The organism is Microbacterium sp. BE35, assembly GCF_031457705.1.
Classification (GTDB): Bacteria; Actinomycetota; Actinomycetes; order Actinomycetales; family Microbacteriaceae; genus Microbacterium; species Microbacterium trichothecenolyticum.
Genome location: NZ_JAVDXD010000007.1, coordinates 165,688 through 180,095 on the forward strand (window position 1 = coordinate 165,688; position 14,408 = coordinate 180,095).

The following is a 14,408-nucleotide window of genomic DNA, read 5'->3' on the forward strand; positions in this document are numbered from 1 at the left end:
AAGGAGAACCATGACCGCCACGATCGATGCCATCCGCGGTGTCCTCATCGAAACGCTCGAGCTGCAGCAGTCGCCGGAAGAGCTCACCGCCGACACCGCGCTGTTCGGCGCGCTCCCCGAACTCGACTCGTTCGGCGTGGTCGCGCTTGTTGGCGCCCTCGAGGATCGTTTCGACATCACAATCGACGACGACGAGTTCGGTGCAGACCTGTTCGAGACGGTCGGCACGCTCACGGACTTCGTCGACTCCAAGATCCCAGACTGAGCACCGCCGGGATCGCTGATGGAGCGACGCACTCTCGGCGGGCTGGAGGTCTCGATCCTCGGCCTGGGGACGTCTCGCCTGGCATCGATCGGCACAGGGCGGTCCAAGTCGGACGCCAAGGCACTTTTCAATGCCTGCCGCGAGTGCGGGGTCAATGTCATCGATACGGCCGACGCGTACGGTTCGACGATGGCCGAACGATGGATCGGCGAGCTGACGCGGGCCGATCGGGAGCGGTGGGTGGTGGTCACCAAGATCGGACTGCCCACGGTCGACCTGCCGGGTCCTTTCCGTGTGTTCGGCCAACGGGCGCGAAAGACCACGCAGGCGCGGGCCGGAGGTGCATTCGCGCTGGATCATGCCTCGCTCACGCGGAGCATCGAGCGGAGCCTGAAACGTCTGCGGCGGGATCGAATCGAGATCTTCCTGCTGCACCTGCCACCGGCTTCGATCGTCGAGGACGACGAGGCGCACGAGATACTCCAGGAGGCGCAGCGGTCCGGGGTGATCGCTCATTTCGGCGTGTCGACCGACATGCCGCGGACGATCGCCGCGGTTCGTGATGCCTGGGGCTGCCCCGTGGCCGAAACCGCAGTGAATCCCTGGTCGCTCGCGAGCGCCGCTCCCGCTTCCATGACCGGCGTCGACCTCATCGCGAACCGGGTCATGGGATCGGAGGCCCTTCGCGTCCAGCTTCTGGATCGCGAAGCCGCGTCGTCTGCGCCGCACCGGGCTGCGCCGATCGCTCGGCGGCTGTTGCGCCACGCCGCCGCAGTGCCCGGCGTGAAGGTCATCCTCACCGGCACCATGGAGCCGGCCCACCTGCGGGACAATGCCCGGGCGATCGACACCCCCGTCACTGCGGAGGACCTGATCGCATGAGCTTGAGAACGCGACCGCCTGTCCGCAGCGCGAGATGCGCCCGGCTCGAGCAACATCAGCGCATACTGCGAGGAGCACACATGACGCACATTCCCGAGACGACCGGCCGCCCTCCGCGCCCCGAGCGGAAGCTCTGAGCGGCCATGCAGCCTGACCAACTGCTTCCCGGAGCCCTGGCCATCGCCGGACCGGCGAATCCGCCTGTGCCGTTTCCGGCCGCCGCGATCAGAGCCGACTGCGGCCCTATCGTCATCTGGCACTGGGGGGTGGACCCCCTCGCTGAAGTCGGTGACGCGAGTCTCGCTCTCGTGCTGAGCAGAACCGCGCGGCGCGCGGACGGCCGAGTCGCGCACGCCGACATCGTCGCCCTACTCCGTCACCGCCCGGACGCGCTGACGCGGCTCCTGCCGCCGTTCGGCGCCCTCGGGGCGTCTCCTGAGGGCGCGGAGGCGGTAGCGGACTCCATGGGCTTCCAGCATATTTTCCATTCGGATCCAGGCGAAGGGACCGTCCCCCTCGTCTCGACGTCCGCGCTCCTGGCAGCGCGCGCGCTCGATGCGCAGCTGGACCCCATGGCCGTCGGCATCCAGTCGCTGCTCGGCTGGCAGCTGGGAGGCAACAGCCTCTTCGCGGGCGTCAAGAAACTCGAAGCCGGCGCCGTCGTCACGCTCGACGAGCGAGGTGTGACGCTCACGAAGACGTCGGCGCGGCGCCATGAGCCCATCTCGCCGGCCGAGGCGGTCCAGGAGGCAGCGGATCTGCTGCGCACATCGCTCAATGCCGTGCTCGACGACTACCCGGACGCCGTCCTCCAGCTCACCGGCGGCATGGATTCCCGGCTGCTGCTCAGCGCGATCCCGCCCGCGCGTCGCCGCGGCCTTCGAGCGATGACCCTCGATGTGCCTGGCAAGGGCGATACCGCCATCGCGAGCATGATCGCGCAGCAGTACGGCATCCGGCACGACGTCCGTGGGCTCACCGACGTCGCCGGCGTGAGCGCTGTTGAGGCCTGGGAGCTGTGCCGGATCGAGGCGACGCGCCTGGACGCCATGGCGGACCCCGTCGCCCTTGCCGCCCAGCGCATCGCCGAGCGCGCGTTCGACCAGGGCGTGCGCATCTCGGGACTGGGCGGTGAGATCGCGCGAGGCTTCTATTACGTCGGGCGCGTCCGGGACCGGACGTACGACCGCCAGGATGCCGCACGCCTCGCGGCGTGGCGGATGTTCGTCAATGAAGCCGTGGAGCCTGGCCTGCTTGTCGGCGAGTTCGCCGCATGGGCCGAGAGCGTCGCGACGGCGCAGGTGCACGACGCGCTAGTCGACGGTGGCGAAGAGTGGTTCCGCGCGACTGACGAGCTGTACCTGCGTCATCGCATGCAGCGGTGGGCGGGTGCGACGGACCTCGCGGTGAGCGTGGAGAGGATCGTCATCAACCCGATGCTCGACGAGGGCTTCCTCGATCTGGCATACCGGCTGAGGCCGCAGGACAAGGTGAACTCCCGCTTCCTCGGCGCCCTGCAGATGGAGCTCGACCCCGAGCTCGGGAAACTCCCGCTCGACGGACGGCCTGCTCCTGCGACGTATGCGGCGCCCTCGCGCTGGGAACCGGTGACCCAGTTGGCGAGCACGGGCAAGCGCTTCGCGCGAAAGGCGATCCAGCGCGTGCAGCGGGGCAACCGCCCTCCCGCCGGCGGCACCATTCTCGCGGCGAAGGTGGTCGAGCACTGGCGTGCCGAGTCGCAGGTGCTGCGCCCTCTGGAGGAGCTCGACTTCGTCGATCCGTCGTGGGTGTCGCGGGTGCTCGACGGCAGCGTGGATCCGCGGCCCAGCAGCGTCGCGTTTCTCACCAACCTGATCGTCGCGACGAGCGACGCGGGTTGAGGCTCAGGCGGTCGTGCCTGTCACCTCGTCGTAGATCCGATCCATCCGGTCCAGACGCCCGGACCACAGGTGGGTGGTTTCCGCACGTCTGCGCCCCGCGTCGCCCATCCTCTCGCGCAGGTTCGGATCCTCTGCCAGCGCCCGCACGGCCGCCGCACAGTCCGCGGCGAGCTGGGTAGGGTCGTCGGCGTCGAGAAGGAAGGCGCATGATTCGTCGACGTTCGCGCCCGGGCCGCCGCGCCGGCAGACCACGACGGGCAACCCCCAAGACATCGCCTCGAGGCTGACGTTGCCACCGGGCTCACGGTAGCTCGGGAAGACGAAGACATCTGCGTTTCGGTAGAACTCGTCGACGACAGCTCGAGGCACGGACCCGTGCAGCGTGATCCGCTCACCGAGGCCGAGCTCCTCGATGAGCTCTTCGCAGGCCCCGCGATCGTTGCCGTCGCCCAGGACATCCAGCACCACATCGAGGTCGCGCAGCGCACCCATCGCGCGGATCGTGTCCCGCAGTCCCTTGGTGCGGACGATGCGGCCGACATGCAGCAGTCGGAGCGGTCCGCTCCTGCCCGTTCGGTCGACCGGCGGGTGGACGGATTCCACCGCGGTCTCGCTCATGATCTCGAATCGCCGAAGATCCAGTCCGGCGAGGAACTCTCGAACGTAGTCGGCCACGCCGACCACGCAGTCGGCCCGCTCGTACGTGCGCCGCAGCAGCGGGTCATGCCGGATGCGCCATCCGTCGAGCGCGCGCAGCCGCTGGTACCAGGGCGTCGCGCCTTCCTCCTCGACGAACGCAAGAGGTGAGTCGAGGCTTCCGCCTACGGGACCGATGACGAACGGAATCCCCAGACCGACGACCGGCGACGGGTAGCGCATCGCGACCGGCACAACCTGGTGCGCGATGTCGAAGTGCTCGCCCGCTTCGAGACGCTGACGGATCCACCGTCGGGACCGCGCGTAGAAGGGCACGTAGCCGGGCTGCATCAGACTGTTCAGCCGCTCCAGCCGGCCGACGCCGGGCGGCTCCTGCCATTCGATGACCCGTGCGCCGGGCAATTGCCGGGCCATCGGGGTATGGCCGCGCTTGTACGTCGTCAGGAGCGTCAGCTCGTGACGTGCGGCCAGACGGAAGGCCCATTGGGCCGCCACCCAGGCTTCGCCGACATCCTCGCCGTCACAGGCGGGGGCGACCATCAGGAGCTTCTTCATCGGGCCCGTGTCTCCGTCAGCGGGGAAGGATACTGCCGCCGGCGTTGAGTGCCGGCGGCCTCAGGGACGGGCGCAGGAGGGCGCGCACCGTGGGCCAGGATTTGTCGTGACCCAGCAGCGCGCGGCGCAGCTCTATGAGCACCGTCATCCCGTAGTAGAACCAGGCATGCGTGGTCCCCGCCCTTCGGCGATAGAGGCGGATTCGGTTGACCTGCTTCATGATGTGCGTCGTGGCGCTCTCACCGGAGCCGCCTCCGATATGCATCGCACTCGCGTTCGGGGTGTATACGGTGGACCATCCGGCGTCCTTCGCCCTCAGGCTGAAGTCCGTCTCCTCCGAGTAGAGGAAATAGCTCTCATCCATTCCGCCGAGCCGCTCGTAGCACTCTGCGTCGACCAACAGGATCGCGCCGACCGCCCAATCGACCTCGTGTTCGGTGTCGTACTCGGCGGCCTTCTCGATGCGTTCGGTGAACGCCGGCCAGCCGGTGAAGCTCAGCCCGCCGACCCGACCCAATGTCGGGCCTCGGCGGAGCGTGGGTGACAGGCTCCCGTCCGCCTCCCGCACCCGTGGTGCGACGATCCCCACACCCGGTTTGCGCAGTACCTCGAGCATGGCGGGAACGGCGCCGTTGTCCAGGGTGGCATCGGGATTGAGGATGAGGACCGCGTCGGCGGGCGGGGACGCACGCACGGCTCGGTTCATGCCGCCGGCATAGCCGACGTTGGAGGAGCGGACGGCGATCACGTCGGCCCTCTGCTCGAGCAGCTCGACGGTGGAATCGGAGGATCCGTTGTCGACGACGACGACGGAGTAGGCCAGCGTGCCCATCGAAGCGGGGATGCTGTCGAGGAGCTCCTCGATGTGTTCCGCGCTGTTGTAGGTGACCACCACAGCTGCGACATCTACACGCACGATGTCATCTTAGGAGGGCAGCGAGGCCCGCTTTGGCATCTTCTACGCGGCGGAGCGCTCCGGCGAGTCCCAGGGTGAGGAAGAGCGCGCCCATAGTCATAGGGAAGGCGAATGCGTCGAACATGAAGAGGCAGCTGAACCCGGCGCAGATGGCGGCCGTCAGGGCCATCGCGAGATCCCGGGATGCCTCGTCGCGCAGACGTGTGCGAAGACGGATCGTCGTGACGACAGCGGTGACTGCCAGAGCGAGGAACGCCACGGTGCCGGCGATGCCGACCGTGACGAGCAGCAGAAGGTACTGGTTGTCGAAGATCCGGTACTTCGGCAGGAAGGTGCCCAGGCCCCGGCCGAACCAGGGACTCCTCTCGATGAACTCGAGCGCGAGGGCGAAGCTATCGGTGCGTGACGTGATGCTGGGGTCCTCACTCGCCCCGGTGAACAACCCGATGATCGAGTTGAGGAAGTTCGGGGCGACAACGGTCATGGCGAGGAGCCCGATGACGCCGACGCCGATCACGCGCGCTCGTCGCTGCCTCGTCCAGCCGATGAGGCATACGACCAAGGCGATCAGCGCCCCGAGGTAGGCCGAGCGGGACGACGTGAGGGGGAGGATGAGGGCGACTGCGGCTGCGGGTGCCCACCGGAGCAGGACGTGACGGTGAGTGTGGTGGAACGCGACATGGAGGGTGACAGGCAGAATCATCGCGAGGATGACACCGTACTCGATGGGGTGGATCGCCGTGCCTGCGGGGCGGACGTACCCGCCTCGTGTGCTCAGCCCGTATCCGGGAGTGCTGGTGAGTCCGGGAATGGACAGCTGGTCCACCCACAGCTGGCGGGTGACCACCTGGAGCAGGCCCAGCGCCGCGATGGCTCCTCCGCAGAGGGCGAATCGCCAGATCAGGGTGTCGAGCCGACCCCGGTCGCTGATGCCGTCATGCGTGAGCAACAGCGTTCCGGCCCAGGAGGCGAGCGCCAGCAGCGCGACGTCGCCGGGACTGGCTTCGTCGGGGATGAGCGGATTCGACATCGCGAGGGCGTAGCTGACTCCGACGCAGAACAGGAAGACGCCCAGCGCGATGCGGATCGGCTGGGCTTCCGTGGCCGCCCGTCGTGCCGCTCCGAGGAAGGCGAACAGCCACAGCAGCAGACTTCCGAGTCCGAAGAGCATCGACGGGGCCCCAGCGCTTCCCAGGGGTCCGAGGATGAGCCGGGAGGGGATGAAGAGCAGGAGCCCGAGATAGACGGTGAGCCAGGCGACCGCGTCGATCCACCGCGTTCGCTGGCCGATCCCGAGCGAGGTGATGGTCAACGATTGCGTCCTGCGCGCGAATCGAGACCGGCGCGACCAGAACCGGACGAGACTCTCTCGGGGTCACTGACACGATCCCGGGCCGAGCGCGAGCTGCCCTGCTGCGGGTCGGCGGTCTCATTCGGATCGTCGGCCGGGCTCTCGCCTCCGACGGGATCGTCCACGGCGGGATCATCGGACGGGATGATCTCCTCGGCGCCGACCAACGCGTCGTAGTCTGCCGCCGCTTCGGGTGCGGGGTCGGCGTCAAGCGCTACCGCCTCCGTATCGACGGATGTGGTGGGGCCGAATTGCGCGGCGGCCTTCGCCCTGCGGCGCGTACGCCTACGCATCAGCACGCCGTCCAATGCGAACGTCGCGACACCGGTCGCGACGATTCCTGCTGCCAGTGCGGCGATCGTGATCCGCACCGTTCCCGAGTTGTCCGCCTCGGGCTCGTCATCGGTGACGAGTTGCATCGAAGAAATGATGGAGGGCGCGGGCGCACCCACCTCGTTCTGCAGTCTTTGCAACTCCTCGGGCACCCGCGCCGCGAGGAAGTCGAGCGTCTCGATCGTTCCCTCCGCCGTCTGGTCGGTCACGTCGATGGCGATGACGGGACCGCGCGTGGAGGCATCGAGTTGAACCGAGAACTCTGCGGTGTCCGAGACCCCCGCCACCTCCTCTTGCGCAGCCGTGCTGCCGAAGTAGGCGACGACGATGCTGGCGGGCTGTTCCAACCCGCTCAGTGCGAGGAACGGGTTGCCGCCGTCGGGCACGGCGTTCGCGCCCGGAAGGAGGAGGACCAGACCGCGCGCTTCGTACTCGGGCGGCGTCGCCTGGTACGCCGTCCACGTGAGGGCGGCAGTCAGGATAAGCCCGGTCAGAACGATGTACCATCGACGTGCCATCGCTCGCATTACGTCCAGGATCACTGCTGACTCTCCCCCTGCTGAGATGGCGGATGGCCACCGGTGCGAGGTTTATCTTAGGTACGGGGACTTATGACTTTCTGGGAGTTGCTGGCGGCTCTTCTCCGGCGGTGGCCGATTCTACTGGTCGGCGCGTTGGTGACTGCCTTAGCAGGCTACGCGGTCGTCAGCGACAGAGGGGTGTATTTCACCCGCACGGAGATCGTTTTCCTCGCTCCGACGAGTTCGGCGAATCCGAATGCTTTGCGCACGCAGTCGGAGGACATCATCGACCTGGCCGGAGTGGTCGCCAAGCGGCTGACCGGGCCGGGCGAGGTCACCAAGTACGCTTCGCCCGACGTCATGCTGGCCGGACTCGGCGTGCGCGACGGCTGGTCGCTGGGCCTGCCTGACACGGGCGGGCAGTGGGGGACGAACTTTGCGACGCAGCAGCTCGTGCTCGACATCGTGGCCCCTACACGCGAACGCGTGCAGGAGCAGCAGGACGAACTCGTCGGACAGATCATGACTCAGCTGCACGAGCTCCAAAGCGACAAGGGGGTCGATCCGGTCAACGAGGTGACAGCCATCGTCGCACCGCAGACGACGATCATCCACCACGTCGGCGGCAGTCGCCCGCGGGCGCTGGGGATGACTGCTGTCCTGGGCCTGGGCGCAACCGTCGCCGCGGTGACGTTCCTCGAATACCGCAAGCGTCGGGCTCTGTGGGATCGTGCTGCTCGGCACGGGCAGCCCGCGGGGGAGGTCGCGTGACCGGCACCCAGGTGCCCGCTCGCCCGATCGTGGTGCCGATCGGCGAGGCGGAGGCTCCCGAAGCGGCGGAGTTCCTCCACCGTCATCTCAATCCGCGAATCAGTCCCGAACGCTGGCTCGCCGTACTGGCGCCACCCTGGGCGGACGGCCCGAATCGTGGCTTCGCCCTGCTGAGCGGCGGCTCGGTGGTCGGGGTGTATGCCGCGATCTACTCGACGCGGACGCGGCGTGGTGCGACGTTCGGGGTGTGCAATCTCGCCGCGTTCTGCGTTCTTGAACCGTACCGCGCCCACTCGCTGAGGCTCGTCCGTGCGCTCCTCGGCCAGAAGGATCTCGTCTTCACTGACCTGTCGCCGAGCGGCAACGTGCCGGCGATGAACGAGCGTCTCGGGTTCTCCACTCTCCCGTCGGCGACGCGCCTCATGGTCTGCCTGCCCCGGATCGGTGGTGGTGCCCGGCTGACCGAAGCGCCGGACGTGATCGCTCGCACTCTGAGTGGACCGGACGCCGGCGTGTTCGCTGACCATCACGACGCAGCTGCCGCACGGCATCTCGTCGTTCAGGATGGGGAGCGATACGCCTATCTGGTCTACCGCCGGGACCGGCGGAAGCGGCTGCCGCTCTTCGCATCACCGCTCTACGTCGGCGGGGACCCCGTGGTGCTCGAGTCGAACTGGGGAGCCGTCGCGTCTCACCTGCTGCGTCGCGGATACGTTGGCGTGCTCGCTGAGAGGCGAGTCCTCGGCTTCACACCGCGCGGATGGGGCTTCGAAGTCCGCCATCCGCGACCCAAGATGTTCAAGGGCGCGTCCGACCCCGAGGACATCGACTACCTGTACAGCGAATTGACGTTGCTGGAGTGGTGATCCGAGTCGATCGGACCACCACTCCAGCAACGTCTCACCAGCCGTGGCTGGTCAGTTGGCCGGTGCTACGGCAGTGCCGTCGTCGTACAGGTTGTTGGTCCAAACATTTCCAGGTGCGTTGCGGTCGAAGGACGTGATCGCGCCCCAGAAGCCGCATTTCCCGGAAGAACCCTTCTGATAGACGTTGTTCGTGAACTTGATGTTCTTCGTCTGTCCGGAGTAGGGCTTGCCCGCAGTCGATCCACCGTAGGAGCAGTACCCTCCCGAACCGGCGATGATCAGGTTCCCGTCGACTGTGTTGTTCTGAACGGGGTCGAAGTCGGGGTAGCCGGTGATCGCGGCCGAGCACCCGGCGTCCGGCGGGAAGTCCGGCGCGTCGCAAGCGATGGTGTTCCCGATCAGCGAGCTGTTCGTGTTGATCCGGATGCCGGACTCGTGGTGCACACCTGTCGTGTCGTGCAGCTGGCCGTGGACGTAGGAGTCGCGGACCGTGCAGTTGGCGTAGCAGTTGATCGAACGGGTTCCACCTGTCACCTCGACACGGGTCGCTGTGAACCAGGCATCGCCGATCCCGGTCCACGGACCGTCGCCGGCGTCCACCTCACTGTCCGTGATGGTGAACGATCCCTGGTTCTGCGTGTAGTCGGCGTAGACCGTGCCGTTGATCTTGGAGTTCTTGATAACGACATCCTTGGCGAGGATGCGGAGGCTGCAGTCGACCTGCTTGCCGTCGATGACGTAGCCAGCGGTCTGGATCGTGCACGGACCCGTGTACTTGGTCAGCGTCGTACCGGCCGGAACACCCGTCGTGTTGGCGTTCGGGAAGCTCCTACCGAGTACCACCGTTCCACCGGAGCTGGATGGAGGCGGGGTCGTCGTCGGCGGGGTCGTCGTCGGGGGCGTCGGCGTAGGCGTCGGGGTGGCCGTGGGAGTCGGCGACGGGGTCGGCTTCGGCGTCGTCGTGGGAGTCGGCGTCGGCTTGGGCGTCGCGGTGGGGGTCGGCGTCACGGTCGGCTTGGGCGTCGCGGTCGCCGTGGGGCTCGGAGTCGCCGTGGTCGACGGCTTGTACACGATGTCGACGAGGTAGTTCGAGCCCGAGTACGTCGAGGTCGGGACCTTGCCGGTCGCGCCGTAGCGGTACACGCCCGCGCCGGATTTGAGCGTGAAGCCGTTCTGCACCCTCGTGCGAGTGAGGTCGTTCTCGGTGACGGCGTATCCGCCGCTGGGTGCGTTGTAGGACGCCACGTAGGACGCCCCAGCCGTCAGGGTGACGGGCTTCGAGAGCGCGACGGTGCGCCAGCCCACGGTGGTCGACGCCGTGAACGAGACCTGCGAGAGTACCGTGCCGTCTGACGACCACAGCGTCGCCGTCGTGACATTCTTCGCACCCTTGCCCTGGTAGTACTGCAGGGCGGTCACGGTGCCCGATTTGTCGGGGGAGAATTTCACCCCGAGCTCGACCGCGGTCCGGTCGGAGTCGGCGGCGATCTTCGGCTGGAGGTCGTCGGCGAAGATTCCGGTCGTCGTCGGGGCGGCGATGGCAGGGACGACGGCGAATCCGGCGGCGACCAGGACACCCGCGACAAGAGCGGTGAATCCGATGTTGGCGCGGCGTATGCGAGTACGAAGGCGTAGGCGAGCGCGTAGTGCTTTTCGAGACATGATGATTCCGGGTCGGGGGATGACTTATTCGGGGTAATGGAAGTATCACCTACCCTCCTGCGCCCCATCAACGGATGAGAGAAGACTCATGTACACTTCCCCCGCCCTTAATGTGGACCCGGGGGCATCAGATCCGCGCTTGTGCACACCGAGGGGAGCCGTGCATGTCGGAGGGCGCATCCGTTCGTCGTCGCTGGGTGATCGCCGGGCTGGCGGCCTACGCACTGGTCGTGGGGCTCGTCCTGCTCCTGCCCGTGTCGTACTCGGGCATCGTCAACCGGATCGGCGACTGGCTCCGCGACGGGTTCGGGATGGACTGGTTCGGGACGGGCTGGATCGAGTTCGGTGCGAACATTCTCATGTTCGTGCCCCTCGGATTCCTGCTCACCCTGCTGTTCCGCCATCCCTGGTACGGCGTCGCGCTCGCGCTGGCACTCTCGGCCGCCGCGGAACTCGCGCAGGTGATCATCCCGTCGCGTCAGCCGACGATCCGCGACATCCTCGCCAACACGCTCGGAGCGGCGCTGGGTGCCGCGCTGGCCTGGCTGATCGTCCTCAGGGCGCAGCACAAGTCCGCCCGCAAGGCGGCTGTCAGCGACGCACCACCGACGGCGACCAGGCGTGCTCGATGAGGACCGCGGGGTCGCCTGAGCCGTCGGCGGCGAGCGCCCACACGTCGTAGTCGCCCGCCTGGTCGTCCCGCGGCATCCCGTAGAGGATCGTGTCGTCGTCGAGCCACTCGATCTGATCGTCAACGTTGCGTGGCTCCGGGAGCAGTTCGACCTCGCCCGTCGCGAGATCCATGACCGCCGGCGTCCAGTGGACGGTGGGGCCGGAACCCGCGGTCACGGACTTGAAGGCGATCCGCGTGCCGTCGGGTGACAGCGACGGGCACTCGACATCCTCCGCGATCGTGGTCAGCGTGCGCGACGGGATGTCCCCCTTCACGAGGTAGGTCTTGCCCGAGTTCGTCATCCCCGCAGTTGCATAGAAGGTCTCGTCGTCGATGAAGGTGACACCCCAGAAGTTCCGGTCCAGCGGTGCGCTGGGGGCGCCGTCGACGATGAACGTCCACTCTTCGAAGTTGCCGAAGTCGCCACCGGCGTCATCGTGGATGACCGTCTCGGTCGAGAAGCCGATCGTGGCGTAAGAGTGACCGGTGACGAAGGATGTCGTGGCTATGCGCGTCCCGTCGTCCGAGATGCGTGTGCGGCTGGGGATGCCGGGAAGCGGCCAGGTCTGCCGCACCACCCCGTCGTTCGTGTACAGCGACGCGCTGTAGGACGGGACGACGCCGCGCTCGGTGCGCAGACACGAGAACTCTTCGGGCGTCGCGTCCACGCGGTCGCACGCGACAGCGGTGAGCGCCCGCACGCCCGACGGCTCGGCGAGCGGCACACTCGCGACCAGACCGTAGCCCTCGCCCAGCGCCGTGTTGCGGAACACGACCCGGTCGCCGGTGGCCCAGTCGTCGGACGCCGTCGTCTCGGCCGCGCTGGGCGCGACCTGTCTCGTCTGGTACTGCTGCCATGCGACCACGCCGACGGCGGCGGTGGCTGCGAGGGCGACGGCCGAGACGCCGGCGACGACCAGCCACTTGGTGCGGTTGTTCACTGGCCGGAGACCTCCGTGGGCTCGCTCTGGTCGGTGTCGGGGTACAGCGGTCGCGTGGTGGCGAGATAGGGGCGCAGCAGCAGCGCGACAAGGGGGATGGCGACGACCAGCAGGACGGCCACCACGATCATGGCGGACTCCGGGCCGACGGCGTACCAGAGGAAGCCGAAGCCCGTCGCCGAGACGAAACGCGTCAGTGCCACGACCGTCTGGGCGGCGGCGATCCCCGTGCCTCGCGTCTCGGGAGTCGTCAACTGGCTGGCGAGGGCGGCCAGCACCCCGTCGGTGGAGGCGTAGAAGGCGCCCAGCAGCACGAGGCAGAGGATCGTGGCGGCGACGTCGGTGATCGGCATCGCCGCGACGAAGTAGGCGGCCACGAGCGCGACGTGCCCGAAGACGAAGACGCGGCCACGTCCGACGCGGTCCGACAGTCGTCCCAGAGGGATGGCGAACGCCAGGAACGCGAGGTTGGTGCCCACATACATCAGCGGGAACCATTGCGCCGCGAAGTCGCTGCGATCCTGCAGGACGAGGTAGATGAAGCCATCGCCGATCGTCAGGATGCCGAGGATGCCGGCGGCGGCCAGGACGCGACGCATCGGCCCCGTCGTCACGGCCGCCCAGTCGAACTTCTTGCGCAACGGTGCGGGCGCGGCCGGCGTCCCCTCGCCGGTGCCCGGAGCGCCTTCGCGCCCGCGGGTGCGGACGTTCGGGACGACCAGCCCGAGGATCAGCACGCCGATGAGCGCGAAGGCGAGGGACGCTACGAAGACCGTGTGGAAGCCGTCGGGGATCAGCAGCAGGATGAAGAATGCGATCAGCGGCCCGATCGCCGCGCCGATGTTGTCGAGCGTACGGTGCACGCCGAAGGACCTGCCCAGGTTCTCCGGCTCCGATGTCGCCGTGATGAGAGCGTCGCGGGGTGCTGTGCGGATGCCCTTGCCGATGCGATCCGCCGTGATCACCGCGGTGATCGCCGCGAACCCCGAGGCGAAGAGCAGCCCGACGCGAGCGACCGCGGCCAGAGCGTAGCCGACGAACGCCACCCACTTGGGCTGGTCGGACCGATCCGACACGTAGCCGCCGCCGATGCGCACCAGCGCGCTGACTCCCTGATAGAGGCCGTCGAGGAAGCCGAAGGCGATGGTCGACAGGCCCAGTACCCCCGTGACGTAGAGGGGGAGGATCGCCGCGACCGACTCAGACGAGATGTCGGTCAGCATCGAGACGATGCCGAGGGTGATGACCGTGGAGGAGACCGTGCGCGTCCCCGGTGGCGTGCGCGGCGCGTCGCCCGTCTTGTCTTCAGGCTCGGGCGAGTTGGAGAAGGAGATGTACAAGCGATGCTCAACTCGTGCGGAAGACGCCGTAGATCATGTACACGGTGCCGGTCCCCGACGACTCCGAGAATGCCAGCGACAGCGACGAGAAGGCGTCGGAGTAGGTGATCGACCCGTCGCCGCCGCTGGTATCGGTCAGACCCAGGTCGGCCCACAGCTCGCGGTAGTGCGCTCGAACGTCGTCGTCCGCAGCATCCGTCCGAGCCACGAGGCTGACCTGCATGGTCGAGCCTTCCGTGGAGATCGAGCTCTCGAGCACCTGCGAGTCCGGCACCGGACCCATCAGGTCGACCGGGAAGCCCTTCACGAGCTCTCCGGATGCCGAACCAGAGGCAGGCAGCGGGTCGCTGACGAGCGGAGACGAGGTCGGAAGTGGCGGGAGACGGTCGATCGGCGCCGCGGTCTCGTCCGGCGGCTGCACCTCGCTGCCGGTCGTCGGAGTCGCGCCCGGGATCGGCCCCTGGGTCACCGTCGCAGTGGGGGTCGATCCCGCATCCGGGTCGGCGCCGTCGACTCCGGCGGTCCCGCTGCCGATCGTGAGCAGCCAGATGGTGACGGCGATCCCGAGTACCACCACGGCAGCGACGATCCACAGCACCGTCCGCATGCCCGTCGTGAGCCGCGTGCCTCCGCCGGCGCTTGTCGGCTCCGTGCCGTGGCCATCGCTCGTCGCCTCGGTGGCGTCGCCGTGGCCGGTCGGCTCCGCAGCCGCCCCGGGCCGCCCTTCCTCAGGCGTTCCCTTTTCATCCCCCATGTCGCGTCCCCCAAGACGACGATCCGGCATCCTCGGTCGGG

General features: G+C 67.9%; 14 protein-coding genes. 6 read left to right on the forward strand and 8 right to left on the reverse strand.

What is annotated here, in order from left to right:
- The first annotated feature begins 10 nt into the window (after positions 1–10).
- The 3 genes from J2Y46_RS20155 (at position 11) to J2Y46_RS20165 (ending at position 3,027) form a co-directional block, all read left to right on the forward strand.
- On the forward strand, positions 11–265 hold the full coding sequence (locus tag J2Y46_RS20155; RefSeq protein WP_045297605.1) for an acyl carrier protein: 255 nt from the start codon (positions 11–13) through the stop codon (positions 263–265).
- 18 nt (positions 266–283) lie between these two features.
- Positions 284–1,147: an aldo/keto reductase gene (locus tag J2Y46_RS20160; RefSeq protein ID WP_310244905.1), complete on the forward strand. Its 864-nt coding sequence runs from the start codon at positions 284–286 to the stop codon at positions 1,145–1,147.
- A gap of 308 nt (positions 1,148–1,455) precedes the next feature.
- Positions 1,456–3,027, forward strand: a complete 1,572-nt coding sequence (locus tag J2Y46_RS20165) for an asparagine synthase-related protein (RefSeq protein ID WP_157005418.1) — start codon at positions 1,456–1,458, stop codon at positions 3,025–3,027.
- 3 nt (positions 3,028–3,030) lie between these two features.
- On the opposite strand, the gene J2Y46_RS20170 is transcribed toward J2Y46_RS20165, so the two are convergent.
- The 4 genes from J2Y46_RS20170 to J2Y46_RS20185 are packed head-to-tail and all read right to left on the reverse strand — an operon-like array spanning position 3,031 to position 7,225.
- Positions 3,031–4,239, reverse strand: coding sequence for a glycosyltransferase family 4 protein (locus J2Y46_RS20170; protein WP_045297603.1), 1,209 nt, complete (start codon positions 4,237–4,239; stop codon positions 3,031–3,033).
- A gap of 16 nt (positions 4,240–4,255) precedes the next feature.
- Complete coding sequence (locus tag J2Y46_RS20175) at positions 4,256–5,155, reverse strand: glycosyltransferase family 2 protein (protein WP_310244909.1); 900 nt, start codon at positions 5,153–5,155, stop codon at positions 4,256–4,258.
- A 4-nt stretch (positions 5,156–5,159) separates the two neighbouring features.
- The gene (locus J2Y46_RS20180) at positions 5,160–6,467 is read right to left on the reverse strand and encodes an O-antigen ligase (protein ID WP_052676714.1); all 1,308 of its coding nucleotides are present in this window, start codon (positions 6,465–6,467) and stop codon (positions 5,160–5,162) included.
- Positions 6,464–7,225, reverse strand: coding sequence for a hypothetical protein (locus J2Y46_RS20185; protein WP_310244912.1), 762 nt, complete (start codon positions 7,223–7,225; stop codon positions 6,464–6,466). Before J2Y46_RS20185 ends, J2Y46_RS20180 begins: the two co-directional genes overlap by 4 nt.
- A gap of 225 nt (positions 7,226–7,450) precedes the next feature.
- Here J2Y46_RS20185 and J2Y46_RS20190 point away from each other — a divergent pair, with 225 nt between their 5' ends.
- Entirely contained in the window at positions 7,451–8,131 is a 681-nt protein-coding gene (locus J2Y46_RS20190) for a hypothetical protein (protein ID WP_310244914.1), read from the forward strand.
- 29 nt (positions 8,132–8,160) lie between these two features.
- The gene (locus tag J2Y46_RS20195) at positions 8,161–8,997 is read left to right on the forward strand and encodes a hypothetical protein (RefSeq protein WP_310244916.1); all 837 of its coding nucleotides are present in this window, start codon (positions 8,161–8,163) and stop codon (positions 8,995–8,997) included.
- A 51-nt stretch (positions 8,998–9,048) separates the two neighbouring features.
- On the opposite strand, the gene J2Y46_RS20200 is transcribed toward J2Y46_RS20195, so the two are convergent.
- The gene (locus tag J2Y46_RS20200) at positions 9,049–10,659 is read right to left on the reverse strand and encodes a DUF4082 domain-containing protein (protein ID WP_310244918.1); all 1,611 of its coding nucleotides are present in this window, start codon (positions 10,657–10,659) and stop codon (positions 9,049–9,051) included.
- A 164-nt stretch (positions 10,660–10,823) separates the two neighbouring features.
- On the opposite strand from J2Y46_RS20200, the gene J2Y46_RS20205 reads away from it, so the two are divergent.
- Entirely contained in the window at positions 10,824–11,291 is a 468-nt protein-coding gene (locus J2Y46_RS20205) for a VanZ family protein (RefSeq protein ID WP_052676712.1), read from the forward strand.
- Here the strand turns inward: J2Y46_RS20205 and J2Y46_RS20210 are convergent.
- The 3 genes from J2Y46_RS20210 to J2Y46_RS20220 are packed head-to-tail and all read right to left on the reverse strand — an operon-like array spanning position 11,251 to position 14,367.
- The gene (locus J2Y46_RS20210; RefSeq protein WP_310244922.1) at positions 11,251–12,273 is read right to left on the reverse strand and encodes a hypothetical protein; all 1,023 of its coding nucleotides are present in this window, start codon (positions 12,271–12,273) and stop codon (positions 11,251–11,253) included. The genes J2Y46_RS20205 and J2Y46_RS20210 overlap by 41 nt on opposite strands.
- Positions 12,270–13,613, reverse strand: a complete 1,344-nt coding sequence (locus tag J2Y46_RS20215) for an MFS transporter (RefSeq protein WP_310244924.1) — start codon at positions 13,611–13,613, stop codon at positions 12,270–12,272. The genes J2Y46_RS20210 and J2Y46_RS20215 overlap by 4 nt, the downstream gene beginning before the upstream one ends.
- 7 nt (positions 13,614–13,620) lie before the next feature.
- Positions 13,621–14,367, reverse strand: a complete 747-nt coding sequence (locus tag J2Y46_RS20220) for a hypothetical protein (protein ID WP_045297597.1) — start codon at positions 14,365–14,367, stop codon at positions 13,621–13,623.
- Positions 14,368–14,408: the final 41 nt, after the last annotated feature.

Coding starts and splice junctions, on each gene's coding strand:
- J2Y46_RS20155 (WP_045297605.1), top strand. CDS start 11: ATGACCGCCACGATCGATGCCATCCGCGGTGTCCTCATCGAAACGCTC.
- J2Y46_RS20160 (WP_310244905.1), top strand. CDS start 284: ATGGAGCGACGCACTCTCGGCGGGCTGGAGGTCTCGATCCTCGGCCTG.
- J2Y46_RS20170 (WP_045297603.1), bottom strand. CDS start 4,239: ATGAAGAAGCTCCTGATGGTCGCCCCCGCCTGTGACGGCGAGGATGTC.
- J2Y46_RS20190 (WP_310244914.1), top strand. CDS start 7,451: ATGACTTTCTGGGAGTTGCTGGCGGCTCTTCTCCGGCGGTGGCCGATT.
- J2Y46_RS20200 (WP_310244918.1), bottom strand. CDS start 10,659: ATGTCTCGAAAAGCACTACGCGCTCGCCTACGCCTTCGTACTCGCATA.
- J2Y46_RS20205 (WP_052676712.1), top strand. CDS start 10,824: ATGTCGGAGGGCGCATCCGTTCGTCGTCGCTGGGTGATCGCCGGGCTG.
- J2Y46_RS20220 (WP_045297597.1), bottom strand. CDS start 14,367: ATGGGGGATGAAAAGGGAACGCCTGAGGAAGGGCGGCCCGGGGCGGCT.